The following is a 20,174-nucleotide window of genomic DNA, read 5'->3' as shown; positions in this document are numbered from 1 at the left end:
TCGGTCCTGGCGACAAGGACGACCACCGACGCCGGAGCGCATTCGTCCCCCGAGACCAGCGCACCCGGCGGCGGGGCCGATCGCGGCGATTCCTCCCATCGCCCAGTCCGCGAGCCCCGATGCCCAAGCGCATCGGGACCCGACCGCGTTATGGCACGCCGGTCGGAGACCTCGATCTGACCGGCAATTTTAGCGCCGTTCGACGATTGGAGTGGTTCGTGCAGTGGGTTCTCCGCATGGCGCCTACCTTCGTCCTGTTCTGGCTGGTTCTGTCCGGGCATCTCGACGCGCTGTTCCTGACGCTCGGGGCGCTTTCGGTCGTCGTGGTGTGCTGGATTTCCGTCCGCGCGGGCATCGCCGACTCCCAGAACATCACCGCACGCCTGTTGCTGCGGCTGCCGATGTACTTCCTCTGGCTCGGCAAGGAAGTCCTCACCTCTTCATGGGTTGTCGCGCAGAAGGTGTGGTCGCCTCGCGTCGTGTTGCGCCCGGCTGTCGATGACACGCCCGCCCGGGACATGTCCACCATCTCGCGGGTGATCTACGCGAACTCGGTCACGCTCACCCCGGGCACGCTCTCCCTGGACGTGGGCGAGGGGCATGTGGAGATCCACAGTCTCGACGCGTCGGACATCGCGAAGCTCCAGGACGAGAAGAACCTGCGCCGGGTGCGACTCTTGGAGGCACGTAAATGATCTACGCGGTGATGGCCGCGCTGCTCGTCACCATGGCCTTGGTCCTGATCCGGGCGTTCGTCGGTCCTGGCCTCTACAACCGCATCCTCGCCGTCAACATGTTCGGCACCAAGGCCGTGCTCTTCGTCGCGGTGGCGGGGTTCCTCTTCGGACGACCGGAGTTCCTGGACATCGGCATCCTGTACGCGCTGGTCAACTTCGTCGCGGTCATCGCCGTGCTCCGGCTGACCCACCACGACGGACCGATCGGCGACGGAGAGGGCGAGCGAGCATGACCGTCATCGAGGTGCTGAGCGGTGTGCTGCTGGCCGCCGGCGCCTTCTTCGTGGTGACCGGCGCGGTGGGATTGGTCCGGTTCCCGGACTTCTACACCCGCATCCACGCCGTCGGCGTGACCGACTCGGCGGGCGCCGGTCTCATCCTGCTCGGCCTGCTCCTGCGGACCACGGAGTGGGAGGTCGGGCTCCGCCTGCTGATCATCTTGCTGTTCATGGTGATCACCAGTCCGACCGCGGCGCACACCCTGGCGCAGGCGGCACGCCGGGACGGTGTGCCGGTCTGGCGTGCGGGGGACACCAGGCGATGACAGCGTTCGTGCTGGTGAACATCTCGCTGTTCGCCATCCTGGGGGCCACGGCGCTCGCGATCACGCGGATGCGGGCCCTCTACGAGGCCACCATGTTGACCGCGCTGTTCAGCCTGGTCACCGGCAGCCTCTTCGTGTTGCTGGACGCGGTCGACGTGGCGTTCACCGAGGCGGCGGTCGGGGTCGGCATCAGCACGGTGCTGCTGCTGGGTGTGCTGTCGCTGACCCGCTCCCGGGAGGCCGTCACACCGCGCCGACGGCGGCTGCCCGCCGCTCTCGTCGTGCTGTTCGCCGGCGGCGCCCTCGGCTACGCGGCCCAGGACCTGCCGCCGTTCGGCTCCGCCACGACCCCCGTGCGCGACCACCCCGTGACCGAGACCTACCTGGTCCAGTCGCAGCAGGACATGGGCATCCCGAACACCGTCACCTCCGTGCTGGCGAGCTACCGCGGGCTGGACACGCTCGGCGAACTGGTGGTGGTGTTCACCGCGGGCGTCACCGTCCTGCTGCTGCTCGGGCCACTCACGCGTCGCAACCACCCGGTGAAGAAGGATCTCGTCCTGGCCGACTACCGCGTCCTGCGCGTCGTCAGCGGGGTGCTGATGCCGTTCATCCTGTTGTTCGCCCTCTACGTGCTCTTCCACGGCGACTACGGCGCCGGCGGCGGCTTCCAGGCAGGGGTGATCTTCGCATCCGGGTTCGTGCTGTACGGCCTGGTGTTCGGCCTGGACAGAGTCCAGCAGGTGCTGCCGCAAGCGGTGCTGTGGGTGCTGATCCCGCTCGGCCTGCTCCTGTTCATGGGGCTCGGCGTGGCGACCGTGCTGCTCGGCGGCTCGTTCCTGGACTACGACACGCTGCGGCCCGACGACACCGCGGCCGGGCAGCGCCTCGGGATCCTCCTGGTCGAAACGGCCATCGGCCTCACCGTCGCCACGGTGATGACGTCGGTGTTCTTCAGCTTCACGGGCCGAGGTGCGTCACGATGATCGGATCCCACTACGTCTACTGGTTGACCTTCGCGCTCATGATGATCGGCCTCTACGTGGTCATCAGCCACGGCAACCTGATCAAGAAGCTGATCGGCCTCTCGCTGTTCCAGGTGGCCGTGTTCCTGTTCTACATCAGCCTCGGCAAGGTCGACGGCGGCACCGCGCCCATCATCACCGAGGGCACCCAGACCTACTCCCACCCGTTGCCGCACGTCCTCATCCTGACCGCGATCGTGGTCGGTGTGGCCACCCTCGCGGTCGGCCTGGCGCTCGTCGTCCGCCTCTTCGAGTCCTACGGCAGCCTGGAAGAGGACGAGATACTCCGGCGCGACACCACCGACCGCGACGGCGTCGCCTCATGACGGGGCAGCTCCCGGTCCTCCAGGTCCTCCTCCCCCTGCTCGGCGCACCGCTCTGCGCGCTGCTGCGTTCCCGCGTCGCGGCGTGGCTGCTGTTCCTGCTGGCGGCGCTCGGCTCGTTCGGCTGCGCCGTCCTGCTGGCGCAGCGCGTGGCCACGGCCGGAACGCAGCGGTACTCGGTGGGCGGCTGGACCGCCCCGGTCGGCATCGAGTTCGTGATCGACGACTTCAACACGCCGGTGTTGCTGCTGGTGTCGCTCATCGCCACGGTCGTCGCCGTCTTCAGCCGTCGCAGCCTCGCCGCCGAAGTCGCCGCGAAACGCGTCCCGCTGGTGTACGCCTGCCTGTGCCTGGTCTTGGCGGGGATGCTGGGCATCGCCGTCACCGGCGACGCCTTCAACGCGTTCGTCTTCCTGGAGATCATGTCGCTGGCCTCGTACGCGCTGATCGCGATGGGACGACGCAGGCGCGCACTGCTCGCGGCCTTCCGCTACCTCGTTGTCGGCAGCGTCGGCGCCGTGTTCGTCCTCATCGGCATCGGCCTGGCCTACGCCGTCACGGGCACCCTCAACATGGCAGACCTGGCGCAGCGGCTGGGCGGGCTCCACGGCAACCGGGCGCTGTACGCCGCGGTCGTGTTCGTGTTCATCGGGTTGGCGGTCAAGATGGCCGTGTTCCCGTTGCACGCCTGGCTGCCGGATGCGTACGCCCAAGCCCCGTCCGCGGTCAGCGTGCTCCTCTCCGCCACGGCCACCAAGGTCGCGATCTACGCGCTGCTCCGGTTCGCGTTCACCGTGTTCAGCGCGACCCTGGTGTTCGGCGTGATGCCGATCGGCCGGATCGGGGCGCTGCTCGCGGTGCTCGCGATGCTGATCGGGTCCGCCGTCGCCTGTTTCCAGACCGACCTCAAGTACCTGCTGGCCTGGTCGAGCATCGCGCAGATCGGCTACATCGTGGCCGGCATCAGCCTCGCCACCACGGCGGGCGTGTCGGCCGCCTACCTGCACGTGATCAACCACGCCGTGACCAAGGCGGCGTTGTTCGCCGCGGCCGGGCTGCTGGTCCTGCGGCTGGGCTCGACGCGGCTCGACGACCTGGCCGGTTTCGGCCGCCGCATGCCCTGGACGTTCGCCGCCGTCGTCGTGGCCGGTCTCGGCCTGGTCGGCGTACCGCCGACCGCCGGGTTCGTCAGCAAGTGGGCGTTGGCGACAGCGCTGCTGGAACGGGGCCAGTGGCCGGTGCTCGCCGCGATGCTGGTCGGCTCCCTGCTCGCGCTGGTCTACGTCGGGCGCATCGTCGAGGTCGGCTGGTTCCGCGAGCCGTCGCTGGTCACGGTGATGAACCGACCGCCGGTCTCGATGGTCGCCGCGATCTGGTTCCTCGTCCTCCTGTCGGTCTACTTCGGCCTCGACCCCACGTTGCCGTCGAGTCTGGCCGACGCCGCGGCGGCGGCGCTGCTGAGCGACGGGGGTGAGTGACCTGCTCGCGACCTGGACCTCGCCCGACCAGGCCACGGCGTTGCCCGTCATCGCGGCGTTGCCCTTGCTCGCAGGTGGCGCCGTGCTGCTCCTGCGACGCCACCCGAACCTGCGGGAGGCGGCGTCACTGGTCGGCGGGATCGCGCTGGCGGTTGCGGTGCTCGGGCTGTGGCCCGCGGCCGGCCGGGACCTGCGCTTCGAACTGTGGTCCTGGCTGCCCGGCCTGTCGTTCGAGTTCGCGCTGGAGCCGCTGGGCCTGCTGTTCGCTACTCTCGCCGCCGTGCTCTGGCCGGTGACGACCGTCTTCTCGATCGGCTACCTGCGGGGCAATCGCGAGACCGACCAGACCCGCTTCTACTTCTTCGTCGCGCTGACCATCGCCGCCGCGATGTGGATCGCGCTGTCGGCGAACCTGATCACCCTGTTCGTCGGCTACGAGATCATGACGCTGGCGACGTGGCCGCTGGTCGTCCACAAAGGCGACCCGGACGCCGAACGCGGGGGCCGCACCTACCTCGTGCTGCTGCTGGCGACCTCCGTCGGGTTGCTGCTCCCGGCGATCGCCTGGACCTGGCTGTTGGCCGGCAGCACGGATTTCCGACCCGGTGGGCTGCTCACCGGCCACGCCGGGACGACCGTCCTCGTCGTGCTGTTCACCCTCTACCTGTTCGGCATCGGCAAGGCCGCGTTGATGCCGGTCCACCGCTGGCTGCCGGCGGCGATGGTGGCACCGACCCCGGTGTCGGCGCTGCTGCACGCGGTGGCCGTGGTCAAAGCCGGCGTGTTCACCGTCCTCAAGGTCGCGGTCTACGTTTTCGGGATCGACACGCTGGACGTGAGCGGCGCGGCGCGGCCGATGATGTGGGTCGCGGCGGTCACGCTGCTCACCGCCGGCGTGATCGCGGTGCGCAGCGACAACCTCAAACGCCGCCTCGCGTACTCGACGGTGAGCCAACTCGCCTACGTAGTGCTGGCCGCGACGCTCGCTCGTGACGTCGCGATCGCGGGCGGCGCACTGCACATGGTGGCCCACGCCATCGCCAAGATCACGCTGTTCATGTGCGCCGGCGCCGTCTACGTCACGGCCCGCAAGACCCGGGTGAGCGAGCTGGACGGGCTCGGGCGCACGATGCCGTGGACGTTCGGCGCGTTCCTGCTGGCCTCGGTCTCGGTCATCGGCCTGCCTCCGCTGGGCGGCATGTGGAGCAAGTGGCTGCTGCTGATGGGCGCCGCCGAGGCCGACCAACTGGTGATGATGCTGGTCCTGCTGGTCGGCTCGATGCTGGCGCTGGCCTATCTGATGCCGATACCGGTGCGCGCGTTCTTCCGGCCGCCACCCGTGGCGCCACTGCACGGTGAGGCGTCGCCGGCCCTGGTCGGACCGCCGGTCCTGACCGCGATCGGGTGTGTCGCGCTGTTCCTCGTCGCGGAGGCAGTGATCGCACCCCTGTCCGGAATCCCGGAGCTGTCCGGAATCGTGGAGCTGCCGTGAACGACGACCGCCGATGCCTGGACGAACCCCGCAACGTGACCCGCATCGTGTACGGCCTCGCGGCGCTGTGCGTGCTGGCGATCGTCGCCGACGTCTTCTACCGCAAGAAGCCGCACTTCGGGGTAGACGGGTGGTTCGCCTTCTACCCCCTGTACGGCTTTGTCGGGAGCGTGGGCCTGGTGCTCACGGCGAAGTGGCTGCGGCGGTTCCTCAAGCGCGACGAGGACTACTACGACCGGCCGGAACGGGATGAGGATGACGATTAGCCCCGCCCTGGTGGTGATGCTCGGCGCGCTCGGCACTCCGCTGCTGCGCGGTCGGGCGCGCGGCGCGCTGCTGGTGTCGCTGCCGATCGCGGGCCTGGCCGTGCTGTGGGTGCTGCCCGAGGGCGTCGGCTCGTCCTTCGAGGTGTTCGGCCTGGTCCTCACCCCCGTGCGGGTGGACGCCCTGTCCCGCGTGTTCGCGACCGGCTTCCTCGTCGCCGCGCTGCTGACCGCCGTCTACGCGCTGCACCTGCAGGATTCGTTGCAGCAGGCGATGGTCCTCGTCTACGCCGCAACCGCCGTCGGCGGCGCACTCGCCGGAGACCTGCTGACGCTGTTCGTGTTCTGGGAGTTGGCCGGCCTGTCGTCGGTCTTCCTGATCTGGGCGGGCGGGACCGAACGCAGCTACCGCGCCGGCATGCGCTACCTCGCCGTCCAAGTGCTCTCCGGACTGCTGATGCTGGCCGGAATCGTGCTGCGGGTCACGGCGGGCGAAGGACTGGAGTTCGGCTACCTCGGCCTGGACGGACCGGGCGGCACACTGATCCTCTGCGCGATCGGCCTCAAGTGCGCGTTCCCCGTACTGCACGCGTGGCTGCCCGACACCTACCCGGAATCGACCGTGGTCGGAGCGGTGGCGCTGTCCGCGTTCACCACGAAGCTCGCCGTCTACGCGCTGGCGCGCGGCTACCCCGGCACCGAGATGCTGGTGTGGATCGGCGCGATCATGACCTGCTTCCCGATCTTCTACGCGGTCATCGAGAACGACCTGCGCCGGGTGCTGGCCTACAGCATGATCAACCAGCTCGGGTTCATGATCGTCGGTGTCGGCATCGGCGGCGCCTTCGGGATCAACGGCGCGGCCGCGCACGCCTTCGCAGACATGGTGTTCAAAGGCCTGCTGTTCATGAGCATGGGCGCTGTGCTGATGCGCACCGGCACCGTCAAGGGGTCCGAGCTCGGCGGCCTCTACAAGTCCATGCCGCAGACCGCGGTGCTGTGCATGATCGGCGCCGCGTCGATCTCCGCCTTCCCCCTGTTCTCCGGTTTCGCCTCGAAGTCGCTGATCATGGAGGGAGTGGCGCAGGACCACCGCATGGTGATCTGGCTGATGCTGCTGTTCGCGTCGGCCGGCGTGTTCCACCACGCCGGCATCAAGATCCCGTACTTCGCCTTCTTCGCCCACGACCGCGGCCACCGGGTGGCCGAGCCCCCGGTGAGCATGCGGGTCGCGATGGCCCTGGCCGCCCTGCTGTGCGTCACGATCGGCGCGGTGCCCTCGCTGCTGTACGGCCTGCTCCCGTACCCGGTGGAGTACGAGCTGTTCACCACGCCGCACGTCATCAACCAACTCCAACTGCTGCTGCTCGCGTCGATGGCCTTCACCCTGCTCGTCCGCACCGGCCTCTACCCGCCGGAGCTCCGCTCGGTGAACGTGGACTTCGAAGTGGTCTACCGGCGGTTCCTGCCCTCAGCTTGGCACGCCGCGGCACGAGGCCTCACACGGCTGCGCGCGTGTGTGAGGACACCGGTGCGGCGTGACGCGGAGAAGCTCTGGATGGCCGCCACCCGCTCTCTGCGGCCCGACGGCCGTGTCGCGGTGACCTGGTCGACCCACCTGATGATCTGGTGGCTCGTGCTCGTGCTCGGCGGTGTTCTCCTGCTGGCGTTGCTGTGACCGGGGACCGCTACCAGAGGTTGAATCGTCAGGGTGAGGTCGGCCTCGACACCGCCGTCGATCAGATGGTGGGTGGCCATGTTGAGCTGACAACATGGTTCCATGGGTGCAGTGGATCTTGGTGAGTTCGCCGTGCGCCGCGCGGGTGAGTCGGATGCAGAGGCGCTGGTTGGGATCGATTCGGTCGCGGCTGAGGGTGACGGCCCGCGGCGGGCGAGCATCCGGAAGTGGTGCCGGGAAGGCCTGGTGGCCGTGGCCGAGGGTGCGTCCGGACCGGTGGGTTACTGCGTGGTGGAGTACACCTTCTTCGAACAGGGCTTCGTCACGATGCTGATGGTGACGCCCGGCGCCCGTGGCCGAGGTGTCGGTGCGCGTCTGCTTGAGTCCGCCGAGAATTCCTGCACAGCTCCGAAGCTGTTCACCTCGACCAATGTGTCCAACCAGCCGATGCAGCGGCTGCTCCAGCGCGCGGGGTGGAACCCGGTCGGCCTGCTCCATGGCTTGGACGAGGGCGACCCCGAGTTGTTCTACCTGTGTCCGAGGTAAGGAAGACCGGTGGCACCCGGTCTTCGGTGTCGGTGACGACGAGGTCGCAAATTCGCCGATACAAGAGGTTGAATGGTCGGGATCAGGGTGGCTCTGGGTCGAGGGTGAGGCCGGTCTGGGCGAGGAAGCCTGCCAGGAGTCCGGGTCGGTACTGGATGCGTTTGAGCCGGTTGCGCACGATGGCGGCGAGGTGGTCCACGCCGGTGACGGCGAGATTGCCCAGGCTGCGTTTGACGTGGGACCAGACGTCCTCGGTGGGGTTGAGGTCGGGCGCGTAGGCCGGTAGTCGGATGACGTGCAGCCAGTCCCGGCCGGTGACCAGTCGCCGCATCGCGGTGCTGATGTGGGTGTTGAGATTGTCCCGGATCACCACGATCTCGGCTTTGAGGTACTGGTGCGCGGCATCCAGCAGAGCGGCGTAGTCGGTCTCGGCGAAGCTGCGGCGTCCGCCCTTGCGGGCGCGGTGGACCTTGACCCGGTACAACAGGTGCGGGCGTCGCCCGGGCCGGACGCAGAACAGTCCGGCGACCGAGATACGGCCCGATCCCCTGCCCGACACCGGAATCACCGGGGTCCGGCCGCGCGGCGCCCAGGTCCGTGCCTTCGGCGGCCGTAGCGTGTGACCCGCCTCGTCCTCGAAGCAGATCCAACGCCCCACGCTCGGCCGCTGACTTTTTGCCCGCCGCCACGCCTCCCGCCGCCACGTCACGACGGCCTCGTCGTCGCGTTCGATCGGCCGATGCGCGGGCATCTGCGGGCTGAACCCCATGTGGTGCAACAACAACGACACTCCGCGCAGGGTGTACCGGAGATCCGGAAGAGTCGCCCGATCAGATCGGCGACCCGCGCCAGGGTCCACCGCTGGTCCTCGGTGTAGCCGTGTGCGGCTGGCCCCTCGTCCAGCGCGGCGGCCAGCCGGTCCAACTGCTCCGGGCAGAGCCGACACCCGGTGCCCGACGGCCCCTTGGACGCCAACCCGACCTCACCGTCCGCCGGCCATCGCCGCCGCCACACGTACACCGCGTTGTGCGACACCCGAAGCCGTCTGGCGATCTCCGGCACCGACACGTCCTGGGCGAACAACTCCGCCGCCTGCAACCGAACCGCCTCACGCCGGGCCCGCCCCTCGGCCGTCAGCCCGCCACCATCGGGATAGCGCACCCGAGCCACATATCGCACCCATCGGCCGCAGCCAGCCCGACACGCCGTGACCTAACCCTGACGATTCAACCCCTGGAGTCGGACAGCTCGCGCAGCGTTGCGTCGAGCAGCTCGAACAACGTGATCGCGCCCAGCAACGTGCCGTCCTCGCCCACTACCGCGACCAGCGGGCTGTGGGCCCGTTCCATGAGCTCGGCGACCTGCATCACCGTCTCGCCGGCCCGCACGACCAGCGGTTCCCACCTGCCCTCGGGCAACAGGTCACGCACTTGCTTGCCGACCAGGCGGGCACACAGCTGGTCCGCGTGCCGCTCGGCCACCACGCGCGCGAGTGCCGGGTCGACCCTCATGTACAGGGGGACCAGGAATCGAGCCACCTGGTACGCCGGCAGCGCGGTGACCGGCTTGCCGTCCTCGACCACGATCAAGCCGGGCAGTCGTTCGGAGACGAGTTTGCGTACCGCCGCGACCGCGCTGGAATCGGCGGTGATCGCAGGGAAGTCGACAGCGAGCTCTCCAGCCTGCACGACACCGACACTACCCGAATTGCCCGACTTCCGCCTATCATCCAATTGGTCCGTTTTCCCGCGCACTGGGTCCGCCGGCGCGGACAGCGGCGTTGACCAGCCGAGGGAAGTCCGCCGTCACCCGGTAGTCAGACGAGTCGCAGGCTCATCGAAGGCAGGACGCAGCGGTCCGCCACATGGCCTGTCAGGTCGAGCACGTGTTCGGTTGATCCTCGACGCGGCGGCCCGATCGGCCGCTACCCGCCCTGGCTCGACTCCGCTTGCTCACTTCGATGGGCGGATCCGGCGCTCGTCCGTTGCGGACGGTCATACGGCCGCACCTCGATCCGAGTCGGGTGGTGGCCCGCCGTCGTCGTCCGGTCCGCATGCCCGGGAGGACGGCGGCGGTGAGGACATGAGGAGGCGGACCCAGATGGCGGCGGCGATCAGCACGCCGACGACGGCCAACGTGAGGTCGGCCGGCAGGCCGACCAACACCACTACCGGACCGACCACCACCACAGCGGTGGTCCAGCCGGTCATCTCTCGGCGGCTTGCGGCCTCCATGGAGCGAAGGCGTCGGGTGAACTCGGGATCTTCGCTCTCCAGGAGCTGTTCAATCGTTCGGAGTTGGCGTTGCTCGTGGTGGTTCAACATGGCGGACTCCATGCGAAACGCGGCTCGAGACGGTCTGCTGTATCGCTCTCCCCGCTCGCGGACAGAGGAGTTGGGCCCGGTACTGGCGCGTGCGCGGTACCGACGCGAGCAAGCCGATCGAGATCAGGCCGCCAATGCCGGATACTACCGCGTCATGGTCATCGTGACTCGGACTCGGCGTTCCCATCAGCACGGCCCGGCATGAGCCACAGCGCCCAGCGCAGATCACCTCCTCCCCGTCGGTTTGCGGCTCGGTGCCACTCGCTCGTCGGCGTTCTTCTCATGTTGACCCCAACCAGCGGTCGACAAAGGAGCAGAGAAGGCCGACGAACGACTACCCAGCTCGCCGATGACCGGCAAGTACGGCGTGTTGTCCTGCGCCGACGTCGTCCGCCGCCTCATGCCTGCTTTCGCCACGCCCCTGACGCGAGTCCGGATGCGGAGGTTCAGACCGAAGCATCGAGCGCGGTGCCCTGCACCGATCACGAATGAGCAGGACGGCGAGAGCGGGGCCTCACGAAGAGTCGGGCCACCGCACCGGCCTGACCGAACTACTCGCCGAACAGGGCGAGCAGTTCGGCTTCCACGATCGGCGCCATCGTGGCCATGAAGGTGGCGCTGACGTGGTTGTCGTCGAGGTAGACGTGCACGTTGCCGATGACCGGCGGGCACAGCTCGGGTTCGCAGAAGTAGTCGCTGAAGTCCGCGAACGCCACGTTCGACGGCAGGTCCGGGATCCGCTGGTACGGCGGCTCCTCCGGCAGCACCTCGGCGCGGGGCGTGCTGCACGACGCGGGGTCCATGCCGTGGGAGACCAGGCAGGCCGAGGGCCCGAAGCCGAAGCGCGGGTTGTCGCGCACGGCCACGACCCGGATGCCTGCGGATTCGAGCTTGCGCCACTGGGCGACGAAGCCGGCGGGGGTGTCCTCGGTCAGGCCGGCCCGGACGTCGCGGGTTCCGTTGGCCAGCACGAGATCGGGATTGAGCGAGATGATCTCTGCCGCCGCGTCGGCGTTCCACTTGATACATGCCGCGTCGCCGGGCATCGCGTCGGCGTCCACGGAGAACGGGCAGGCTCCCTTGAGCATCGAGACGATCTGCCAGTCGTGGTGCTCGGCGAGCTGCGTGAGGGGTGCCAAGTACTGCTGCATGTGGGAATCGCCGACCACGACGATCCGCTTGGTCGGGGTGTCCGAACTCGGTCCCGTGCACGCCTCCAGCTCCCGGTTGCGCGTCGAGGCACGGCACACGCTGTCCGGGTGCGGGGCGAAGTCGTCCGGCAGCGACACCATCGGCGGGACGATCGTCGCGTCCTCCGAGCCCCAGTACTCGAAGTCCGGCGTGCGGGCGAGCGCTCCCGGGTGGTCCGGGTCGTCGACCAGCAGTTCGTAGGAGGCCGCCTTGCGGTCGCTGACGACCTGCCAGCCCCCGGCCGCGACCAGCACCGGCACCAGCAGGGCGACACCGAACCGGTAGGCGCCCCACGGCCTGGCCACCCCGATGCCGGAGCGGCGGACGGGCGCCTCCACCCCGTGGTAGGTCGCCACCGACAGCAGCACGGATAGCGCGATGACGAACAGGCCACCGGCGATACCGACCTCTTCCCTGCCGCGCACGACCAGGTAGAGCACGAGCACCGGCCAGTGCCACAGGTACAACGAGTAGCTCAGGTCCCCCAGGTAGCGCAGGGGGCGTGCGGCCAGCAGCCGGTCGGCCCCGACACGGCTGCCGGTGGTGCCCGCCGCGATGATGGCGGCGGCGCACAGCGTCGGCCATAGCGCCAGGTATCCCGGGAACACCGTGCCCACCTGGAGAACCAGCCCGCACGCCACCAGGCCCACGAGCCCGAGCCAGCCCAGCACGACCCGCAGTCGCCGGGGCAGCACCACGGCGTCGACCGCCAGGGCGAGCAGGCCACCCAGCGCGAACTCCCACGCCCTGGTCAACGAGTGGAAGTACGCCAACGGCTGGTTCGCCGCGGTGAGCACCACGGAGAACGCCAACGACCCCACGAACACAGCCGCCGACAGACCCGCCACCGATCGCCTGACGCCCCACCCGATCCGGCGGCCGATCCACACCACGACCACGGCCAGGATCGGCCACACGAGGTAGAACTGCCCCTGGATGGACAGCGACCAGAAGTGCTGGACGACACTCGCCTCGTTGGGCTGGTTGAAGTAGTCCGCCGCGTCGGACACCAGCTGCCAGTTCTCCAGGTAGAGCGCGGCGGCGACGACTTCCCGAACGGTCTGGAACCAGCGGTTCTCCGGCAGCACCAGCATGCACACCGCGATGAGCACGACCAGCACGGTCAACGCGGCGGGGAACAACCGCCTGATCATCCGTCCCCACAGCGGGACGAACTCGACCCGGCCGCGAACCGCGGCACGCACTAGCTGTCCGGTGACCAGGAAACCCGAGAGCAGGAAGAACACGTCCACTCCGCCGGAGACCCTGCCGAGCCACACGTGGTACACGACCACGAGCGCGACCGCGACCGCACGCAGCCCCTGCAACTCCGGACGGTATCGGCGGTCTTGGCCTTCTGCCGAAGACGAAACCTGGACGGCGGAAGAGCCCGCACGAACGAGCGACGAGGACAACAAGATCAACTCCGGGACAGGATCGGGCCACGACGCCGACCAGACTTCCCGGCACACCTTGCACTGCCACTACCCGGAGTGACATTGCGTGACGAACCGTACCCGAGGTCACCCGCCCCGTGTCAACGTGACGCCGGTCCCGTCCTAACGATCGGAACACTGTGACGCCCGCCGCGCTCAGCGGCAAGGTTACCTTACGAGCCCGTCCCATCCGACACGGCGTCCTCGCTCCCGCCCTCACGAAGGTGCGCAAACACCGCGAGTGCGATGAACAAGGAGCCCATCGCCGCGAATGCGAGCACTCGACTCGACCACACGGCCGCCAAGATGACGTTCACCAGCGCGCAGACAATATGGACAGCGACGACGACCCACGCCAGGACACGAACCGCACCGGTGATCACGCCCTCAGTTGCCGACCGAGGAACACGGTCGTCAGACGAGCCGGAGCCTGACCTTCGCCCGTGAGACGCGGCAACGGTGTGTCCCATGTGATGCTCCAGCTTCTGGACGGCTTGGACCGACATGGCCGACCAGACTTCCCGGCACACCTACCGGACAGCGTAGGGCATGTACTTCAGGGTCGTTGCAGGACGCACGCGCCTTCTGCGAAGGCTTCTGCCTTGCCTACAACCATGGGCACCGTAATTCCGGCATCGGGATGCACACCCTCGCGTCCGTCCACTTCGGAACCGCCGAACAGATCCGCGACCAACGCCAGGCCACTCTCAACCGAGCCTACGCCCGGCATCCGGAGCGTTTTGCACGCCGTCCCGTCCACCCGCACTGCCCGACGTGGCCTGGATCAACCAGCCTGCCGAGCAACGTCAACCGGCCCCGTAGACACAACCTGTCTCAGTTGACTTGACAACTACCGATCTTCAGCAGAAACTTGCCGATACGGCATTTTTGAAACTGGGCACCGCCAAACTCAAGGGCGATGACGTGAATGCCAACAAGGAGGTCGTGCCACCACCTGGGGCATGACTGTGAAACGGGCTGACGGCGTACGTTCCGCACACTGCCCTTCGTGCCCAGTTGGCATACTCGGCGTCCATACGGCGCAACGGTGAAGATTCGTAGGTCGAAGGTCAGAAGACGTCCGACTTCTGCCAGTCCACACACGTCGGGCGCAGGCCCGTTTCTGTCAACTCCTCCAGCGCCTCGCGTAGCTTCTCCCACGAGATGGCAGCATCAGCCGGGAACCGCGTACGGGTGTCAAAGTCCACGAATAGATCGACCTCGTGATCGTCTGCCGGGTGAACCGGGCAGGTTCAGACGGTCGTAGCATCTGATCGTGGGGTTCGGTGGGGAAGGATTGCCCACCGTGCGTCGGATGTTGACCTTGGCCGATCGGGAGGAGATCTCCCGTGGGGTGGCCGAGTCGTTGCGGTACAAGGAGATCGCTGCCCGGATCGGGCGTGATGCCTCGATCGTGTCCCGCGAGGTGAACCGTCACGGCGGCAGGGACGGCTATCGGGCGGTCACCGCCGACGGGGCCGCGGGGAGGGCCCGGTCGAGGCCGAAGCCACTCGCGGTGGACCGGAACCCGGTTCTGAGATCGCGGGTGGTCGGACTGCTACGGGCGGGCCGGTCACCGGCGTCGATCGCGGGCCGGTTGGCACGCGACCACGACGGCGGGGACGCTGTGCGGGTGAGCCACGAGGCCGTCTACCAGTGGGTCTACGCCCAACCTGTCGCCACGCTGAACCGGGAGCTGATCGCGCTGCGGACCGGCCGCACCGGTCGTCGGGGACCGCGCCCGGCACCCGCGCCACGCATCCGTGAACCCCGCTACCTCGACGAACGCCCCGCCGAAGCCGAAGGCCGGGCGGTCGCGGGACACTGGGAGGGGGACCTGGTCATCGGCAGGGGCGGCCGCAGCGCGGTGGCCACGCTGGTCGAGCGCACCAGCCGCTTCCTGCTCCTGGTCCCGCTGCGCGGACGCGACTCGCTCACCGTCACCGACGCGATCATCGCCGCTGTCGGCGACCTCCCGGCATCGGTCAAACGCTCCCTGACCTGGGACTGCGGCTCCGAGATGGCCCTGCACAAGCAGGTGACCGCCACCGGGCTGCCAGTGTTCTTCGCACACCCGCACTCACCGTGGGAACGCGGCAGCAACGAGAACCTCAACCGCATCGTCCGGGAGTTTCTGCCCAAGGGCGTCGACATCCCGTCCGACCCGCGTTACCTCGCCGCCATCGCCGCCGAGATCAACGACCGACCCCGTAAGATCCACGACTGGAGAAAACCCAGCGAGGTATTCACCGAACTCCTCGAAGCGGATGCTTCCACCGCCTGAACTCGCCCCGTCGTGGCCCGTGCGTACGAGCTTTTCGTTACCCAGGCTCGCATCATGCTTTCGGGCGTTCCTTCAGCGGCGCCGTGCCCTTCGGAGTGCACATGGACCCGATGGTCAGCTGGCAGGAAGCTGGGCGGTCCCATCGTGTGGATCGCCGCGATGCGTCGGGGCACGTCGATGTCGAACTTGAGCTGATGGTCCGGCAGATTCAAGGGACCACCGAGAGTGGGACGGTCCTTCACGCAGACCACCGTCGGGTGGAACTGCTTGTGTTCGAGCACCTCGCCGAGGACACGTTCAAGATCAGAGTCTGACTCCACGGTGACGGGGTCGTCCGCGTCATTCGTGTCGGCGAGGTACCAGAAGTCGAGTGCGTGCTTCACCTTGTGCTCCTCCCGTGGAACGTGCGGGTCTTCCGTGGATCGTGCACCGTCATGGACTGTCCCGGTTCCAGGATGAAGGGTACGAGGTTCTTGCAGGAGTAGGGACCAGCGCACATCGGGAAGTTGATGACCAGGTCAACGTGAGTGTCGACGCTGTTGCGGAGCCGCCATGCCACTTTGCCCTCCACGTGCTCGCCGGTTGTGACCCTGCGCGGCCCGGTCGGTGGGAACCCTCGGCCCGTAGGTGTTCAGCGATCGCCTGATGCTCGCCCTGCGCATCCTGACCGCTTTGGACCACGTCGGAGTTGCCGTCCTGATCGCGGTAGAACCCGCTGGTGACGTAGGTCGGGAGCTGTTCCTCTGTCGGTCGGCCCACGTTGACTCCGGATGTGCAGGTGCCGATGCGGTCGATACCGCGGCAGTTGGTCGAGGGGTTGAGGGGCCGGGAAGTGCCGGCGGTAGCGCGAGGGCATCACTCTGAAGAGTCCTGCGGTACATCTCGACCCCTTGGTGCCCAGCAGTGACGATTTCAGACAGTTCCGCGACCCTCTTGGTGGCCTCCGACCACGCCTGAACCGCCTGGTTGAACTCCTCCTCAAGGTAGCCCGAGCCCTGCATGACCTCGGTCAGCAGCTCCGCTGCCTCGTCAGCGAGCTGCCCTGCCTGGGACAGGGCGACAGCGGCCCGGAACTGGTCGGCTGGGGACAGGTCGGGTAGCCGCGAAGTCCCCTAGGGCGTGTCTGGAGTTGTGATCATGATGTGGGTTGGAGGCTGCGCATCCAGATCACGGCACCACGCAGATGCAGGCCGGCGAGGTAGCTTTCCGGTTTCTTGTCGTAGCGGGTGGCGAGCCCTCGCCATGCCTTGATCTTGTTGATGCAGCGTTCGACCGTGTTGCGTCCTTTGTAGAGCTCGGCGTCGTGGGAGTGGGGCCGTCCGCCGTGGCGGCCCTTGTTCTTCCGGTTGGCGGCCTGGTCGGCCTTCACCGGGATGACCGCCTTGATGCCGCGTCGACGCAGATGGGCGCGGTTGGCGCGACTGGAGTAGGCCTTGTCGGCGGCGACCGCGTCGGGCCGGGTGCGCGGACGGCCGACCGGTCCGCGGACCTTGATCGCGTCCAGGACCGGGACGAACCGGGGACTGTCCGCGGCCTGTCCCTCGGTCAGGACGAAGGTCAGCGGTCGGCAGCGCGGGTCGGAGGCGAGGTGGACCTTGCTGGTCAGACCGCCGCGTGAGCGGCCGAGCAGCGCCGCGGTCAACCGTGCCCGGCGTCGTCGCCGACGTTCCCGGTCCGGGTCCGGCGCCCCGTGCTCCTCGACGACGGGCGGCTCCCGCCCCGTCGTGCTGCCCCTTTTGACTCCTCGGCCGCCTTCTCCAGGCAGGTCAGGACCTGCTCGCCCAGGCGCATGCCCGCCGCGTCCTGGTGCGCGCGGGCGACCGTGGAGTCCACGCCGACCAGCGACAGGTCGACCTGTCCACGCCCGGCGGCCTCGGAGATCATCCCTTCCATCAGCGCCTGGAAGACACCCGCGTCACGCCACAGGCGGAAACGGTCGTAGACCGTCTGCCATGACCCGAATTCCGAGGGCATCTCCCGCCACCGACCACCCGAACGGAACCTCCACAGCACACCCTCGAACTGCTGCCGCAGCCGCTGCGGGTACGGGCCGAACCTGCCGATCGGCAGGAACGGCTCGATCAACTCCCACTCTCCGTCGGTGAGTTCCGTGCGCGTCACGCCAACCTTCTATCAGCCAACGACCAGCGCCGAGAACACCCCCATACCTCGATCACAACTCCAGACACGCCCTAGACGGCCGATCGGAGTGGTGCCCGGTCGGCGCAGCAGGGCCGCGTCGGGTGTACGGGGTGGTCCTCTTGGTCGGTGCGGGTGGTGACCCATTGCACGGCCGGGGCGAGGGTGGTGAGCAGTGCTGTGGCCAAGGGGGTCAGTTCGTAGACGGTCGACTTGGGGAACCGTGCCGGTTGCTCGTGTCGGGTGACCAGGTTCTTGTCCTCCATGCGGCGCAGGGTTCGGCCGAGGATGCTGTCGTGCAGCCACCGGTCGGGGTCGGGCTGTCCGATGGTGGTGCTGTGGATGGTGGACAGGATCTCGGTGAAGTGCCGAGGTCCGTCGGCCAGTGTGGCGAGGATGGCGGGCACCCATTCGCCTTTGAGTAGTTGGACCACCTCGTAAAGGCCGTGCCAGTAGGCCGGTTCCCCGATGTGGATGGCGGTGTCGGTCGTCGGTCGCGGCGAGGAGGGCCGCTGGGCGGGTACGTCACGCCGAAACGATGGGGGCATCTCGCCGAGGTCGTCGGATCGGTCGAGGTCGATGTCTACTGCCTGCGGGCCGATGCGGATGGTGTTGCGCCCCGCTCTCTTGGCGTGACGCAGGGCGGTGTCGGCGTCCAGCAGCAGCGTCTCGATACCGAAGCTGTCGGCTGTAGCCGTGTGTACGGCGGCGCCGATCGAGGCGGTGAGCCCGCGGACGGTGACGGTGGAGTCGGCGGTGACGGTGGCGTCGAGGGCGATCGCAGCAATGCGGGCGCTGATGCGTCGCGCCACCGTGAACACTTGTTCGGTGTCGGCACCGGGCAACAGGACGACGAACTCGTCGCCGCCGAGGCGGGCCACCAGATCGGAGTCCCGCACGGCCGTCCTGAGCACCTGGGCGGTCGCGGACAGCACGGCGTCGCCGGCCGCGTGGCCGTACTCGTCGTTGACGGACTTGAAGCGGTCGAGGTCCAGAGCGAGTACGCCGACTGGCCGGTGACGACGCCGGGCTTCGTCGAGGGCGTGCGGAGTGTGGGCATCCCAGCCCCACCGGTCGAGCAGGCCGGTCAACCGGTCCCTGCCCCAGCTCCCCTGGGGCTGGCCGCACAAGCGACACTGCGGGCTGCTGGTGCTCGGCTCACCCGGCGCGGGCAAGACCACCATGCTGCTCACCCTCCTGGAAGACCTGCTGGACAACGCCGCACACGACCGCACCTACCCGATTCCGGTGGTTTTCCCGCTGTCGTCGTGGGCCTCGGACCGCGACCGACGGTTGGAGGAATGGTTCGTGGACGAGCTCTGCGGCCCGCTCTACGGGCTGCCGCGCGACCTCGCCGAACAGTGGGTCACCGATGAACGGGTGCTGCCGCTGCTCGACGGGCTAGACGAGGTCGCCCTGGGCAGGCGGCCCGCCTGCGCCCGAGCGATCGACGCCTTCCACGCCACCCACCGACTGCTGCCGTTGGTCGTCTCCAGCCGCGCCGCCGACTACGAAGCACTGGATCTGTGACTGTCCCTCGGCGCGGCGCTGTTCATCCAGCCCTTGACTCGCGCACAGACCGAGGACTACCCGGACCGGCTCGGTGAACCCGTGACCGGTCTGCGCGAGGCACTGCGCGCCGAGCCCTCCCTCTGGGAATTGTTGCAGACGCCGTTTCTGCTCAACGTGGCCGTCCGGGCCTATCAGGGACTGCCCGCCGAGGATGTCGGCTCGGACGGCACGTTGCGGCACCGGCAGAGCCGCCTCATCGCCGCCTACGTCGACCGGGCCGTCCGACGCAAGCGTCCGGGACAGCGGTACAAACCCTCCGAGGCGGTGCGCTGGCTGGCGTTCATCGCGCGGGCAGTGGGCCGTGAACTGGAGACGTTCTTCTTCGTGGAGACGGCCGACCTGTCCTGGTTGTCGCCGCCGCGCGAGCGGTTGGTCGCGGTGTTGACAGCCGTGCCCGGGGGTGTTCGCGGGGGCCTCGATCGGGCTGCTGACCGGCCTGTTCTTCGACCTCGCCACGGGCCTCGCGTCGGGGATCGTCTCCGGGATCGTCTTCGGTGTACCTCTGGCGCTGCTCGGCGAAGAGCCCTCGGTCGGACATGCGGTCCGCGGCGACCGGCGCGCCACGCTGGTGCAAGACATCAGGCAACTGGCGTCTTTCGGCGGACCTCTGAGCCTGCTGCTCATGGTGCTCGGGGCGGTGCTGGGCCTCGTCGTCGGTGCCGCGGTCGGCGTGGTCGCCGACGCGTCGCTCGTCGACACGATCCTGCGCGCAGTGCTGACCGGCGTGGTTCTCGGAGCGCTGCTGCTCACGGCCCAGCGCCGGGCACGCTCGGCGACCGAGACCTACGCCGCCCTGGTCGAGGCAACAGCCCTCCTTCACACCACGACCCTCGCGACCGCGCTCAGCCTCGAGCACACCGGACCTCCGGACCGCGAGACCGGGTGGACCGTGACGTGCCTGCTCCAAGGCCGCCCCGATCTCATCCCGTTCACCCCGGAAGACCGGTTCCCTTCCCTGGGAGTTGCGGAGCGTCCGCTTCCCGGTGAAGCGGATGTTCGAGCAGGTCGAGGTGGGGATTGCCGGCGGTCTACCGGCTTCGTCGGCCGCATTTCTGCGGTGTGTCGGCGCGCTGTGGGTCTGATGGTGTGTGCTGGTTGATCGGTTGGCGGGACCGGGACGGTGAATGTGGCGGACGTGACGG

20 protein-coding genes and 3 pseudogenes are annotated in these 20,174 nt (G+C 68.4%); 14 read left to right on the top strand and 9 right to left on the bottom strand.

Annotated elements, in window-relative coordinates; all coding sequences use genetic code 11:
• Positions 1-119: 119 nt before the first annotated feature.
• The 10 genes from RIN75_RS10800 to RIN75_RS10755 all read left to right on the top strand — a co-directional run bounded on the left by RIN75_RS10800 (position 120) and on the right by RIN75_RS10755 (position 8,086).
• A complete protein-coding gene (locus tag RIN75_RS10800) occupies positions 120-695 on the top strand; it encodes a Na+/H+ antiporter subunit E (protein ID WP_309111693.1) in 576 nt (191 codons plus the stop codon).
• Entirely contained in the window at positions 692-970 is a 279-nt protein-coding gene (locus tag RIN75_RS10795) for a monovalent cation/H+ antiporter complex subunit F (protein WP_309111692.1), read from the top strand. Before RIN75_RS10800 ends, RIN75_RS10795 begins: the two co-directional genes overlap by 4 nt.
• Positions 967-1,281 (top strand): monovalent cation/H(+) antiporter subunit G, encoded by a 315-nt coding sequence (gene mnhG, locus RIN75_RS10790; protein WP_309111691.1) that lies wholly within the window; start codon positions 967-969, stop codon positions 1,279-1,281. The genes RIN75_RS10795 and mnhG overlap by 4 nt, the downstream gene beginning before the upstream one ends.
• A complete protein-coding gene (locus RIN75_RS10785; protein WP_309111690.1) occupies positions 1,278-2,267 on the top strand; it encodes a DUF4040 domain-containing protein in 990 nt (329 codons plus the stop codon). Before mnhG ends, RIN75_RS10785 begins: the two co-directional genes overlap by 4 nt.
• Complete coding sequence (locus RIN75_RS10780) at positions 2,264-2,632, top strand: cation:proton antiporter subunit C (RefSeq protein ID WP_309111689.1); 369 nt, start codon at positions 2,264-2,266, stop codon at positions 2,630-2,632. The genes RIN75_RS10785 and RIN75_RS10780 overlap by 4 nt, the downstream gene beginning before the upstream one ends.
• On the top strand, positions 2,629-4,107 hold the full coding sequence (locus tag RIN75_RS10775; RefSeq protein WP_309111688.1) for a monovalent cation/H+ antiporter subunit D family protein: 1,479 nt from the start codon (positions 2,629-2,631) through the stop codon (positions 4,105-4,107). The genes RIN75_RS10780 and RIN75_RS10775 overlap by 4 nt, the downstream gene beginning before the upstream one ends.
• On the top strand, positions 4,100-5,599 hold the full coding sequence (locus RIN75_RS10770; RefSeq protein WP_309111687.1) for a proton-conducting transporter membrane subunit: 1,500 nt from the start codon (positions 4,100-4,102) through the stop codon (positions 5,597-5,599). Before RIN75_RS10775 ends, RIN75_RS10770 begins: the two co-directional genes overlap by 8 nt.
• A complete protein-coding gene (locus RIN75_RS10765; RefSeq protein WP_309111686.1) occupies positions 5,596-5,865 on the top strand; it encodes a hypothetical protein in 270 nt (89 codons plus the stop codon). Before RIN75_RS10770 ends, RIN75_RS10765 begins: the two co-directional genes overlap by 4 nt.
• The gene (locus RIN75_RS10760; protein WP_309111685.1) at positions 5,855-7,540 is read left to right on the top strand and encodes a Na(+)/H(+) antiporter subunit D; all 1,686 of its coding nucleotides are present in this window, start codon (positions 5,855-5,857) and stop codon (positions 7,538-7,540) included. The genes RIN75_RS10765 and RIN75_RS10760 overlap by 11 nt, the downstream gene beginning before the upstream one ends.
• A gap of 102 nt (positions 7,541-7,642) precedes the next feature.
• Complete coding sequence (locus tag RIN75_RS10755) at positions 7,643-8,086, top strand: GNAT family N-acetyltransferase (protein WP_309111684.1); 444 nt, start codon at positions 7,643-7,645, stop codon at positions 8,084-8,086.
• A gap of 82 nt (positions 8,087-8,168) precedes the next feature.
• Here the strand turns inward: RIN75_RS10755 and RIN75_RS10750 are convergent, their stop codons facing one another.
• The 6 genes and pseudogenes from RIN75_RS10750 to RIN75_RS10725 all read right to left on the bottom strand — a co-directional run.
• The gene (locus RIN75_RS10750) at positions 8,169-8,876 is read right to left on the bottom strand and encodes an IS630 family transposase (RefSeq protein WP_309111683.1); all 708 of its coding nucleotides are present in this window, start codon (positions 8,874-8,876) and stop codon (positions 8,169-8,171) included.
• Complete coding sequence (locus RIN75_RS10745) at positions 8,792-9,247, bottom strand: helix-turn-helix domain-containing protein (protein WP_309111682.1); 456 nt, start codon at positions 9,245-9,247, stop codon at positions 8,792-8,794. The genes RIN75_RS10750 and RIN75_RS10745 overlap by 85 nt, the downstream gene beginning before the upstream one ends.
• Positions 9,248-9,312: 65 nt before the next feature.
• Entirely contained in the window at positions 9,313-9,774 is a 462-nt protein-coding gene (locus RIN75_RS10740; protein WP_309111681.1) for a CBS domain-containing protein, read from the bottom strand.
• A gap of 306 nt (positions 9,775-10,080) precedes the next feature.
• Positions 10,081-10,410: a DUF3040 domain-containing protein gene (locus RIN75_RS10735; protein ID WP_309111680.1), complete on the bottom strand. Its 330-nt coding sequence runs from the start codon at positions 10,408-10,410 to the stop codon at positions 10,081-10,083.
• Between the two features lie 551 nt (positions 10,411-10,961).
• Complete coding sequence (locus tag RIN75_RS10730; RefSeq protein ID WP_309111679.1) at positions 10,962-12,929, bottom strand: acyltransferase family protein; 1,968 nt, start codon at positions 12,927-12,929, stop codon at positions 10,962-10,964.
• 1,178 nt (positions 12,930-14,107) lie between these two features.
• Positions 14,108-14,260, bottom strand: a pseudogene (locus tag RIN75_RS10725) (Imm1 family immunity protein); the annotation flags it as partial.
• Positions 14,261-14,352: 92 nt separating this feature from the next.
• Here RIN75_RS10725 and RIN75_RS10720 point away from each other — a divergent pair.
• Entirely contained in the window at positions 14,353-15,321 is a 969-nt protein-coding gene (locus RIN75_RS10720) for an IS30 family transposase (RefSeq protein ID WP_309111678.1), read from the top strand.
• 101 nt (positions 15,322-15,422) lie between these two features.
• Positions 15,423-15,635, top strand: a complete 213-nt coding sequence (locus RIN75_RS10715) for a hypothetical protein (protein WP_309111677.1) — start codon at positions 15,423-15,425, stop codon at positions 15,633-15,635.
• Positions 15,636-15,700: 65 nt separating this feature from the next.
• Here the strand turns inward: RIN75_RS10715 and RIN75_RS44050 are convergent.
• From RIN75_RS44050 to RIN75_RS10705, 3 genes and pseudogenes are all read right to left on the bottom strand, one after another.
• Positions 15,701-15,919, bottom strand: a pseudogene (locus tag RIN75_RS44050) (DddA-like double-stranded DNA deaminase toxin); the annotation flags it as partial.
• 537 nt (positions 15,920-16,456) lie between these two features.
• Positions 16,457-17,442: pseudogene (locus RIN75_RS10710) on the bottom strand (IS5 family transposase).
• 71 nt (positions 17,443-17,513) lie between these two features.
• On the bottom strand, positions 17,514-18,551 hold the full coding sequence (locus tag RIN75_RS10705) for a diguanylate cyclase (RefSeq protein WP_309111676.1): 1,038 nt from the start codon (positions 18,549-18,551) through the stop codon (positions 17,514-17,516).
• Positions 18,552-18,609: 58 nt separating this feature from the next.
• Here RIN75_RS10705 and RIN75_RS10700 point away from each other — a divergent pair, with 58 nt between their 5' ends.
• Positions 18,610-18,990, top strand: a complete 381-nt coding sequence (locus tag RIN75_RS10700; RefSeq protein WP_309111675.1) for an NACHT domain-containing protein — start codon at positions 18,610-18,612, stop codon at positions 18,988-18,990.
• A 442-nt stretch (positions 18,991-19,432) separates the two neighbouring features.
• Positions 19,433-20,131 carry a hypothetical protein gene (locus tag RIN75_RS10695; RefSeq protein WP_309111674.1) on the top strand — a complete coding sequence of 233 codons (699 nt, stop codon included), beginning with the start codon at positions 19,433-19,435 and terminating at the stop codon, positions 20,129-20,131.
• Positions 20,132-20,174 lie beyond the last annotated feature (43 nt).

It is taken from the genome of Saccharothrix sp. (genome assembly GCF_031180885.1).
In the GTDB taxonomy this organism is placed as follows: Bacteria; Actinomycetota; Actinomycetes; order Mycobacteriales; family Pseudonocardiaceae; genus Actinosynnema.
The sequence above is the reverse complement of the archived record's forward strand: the minus strand, read 5'-3'. Positions and strand labels throughout refer to the sequence as shown.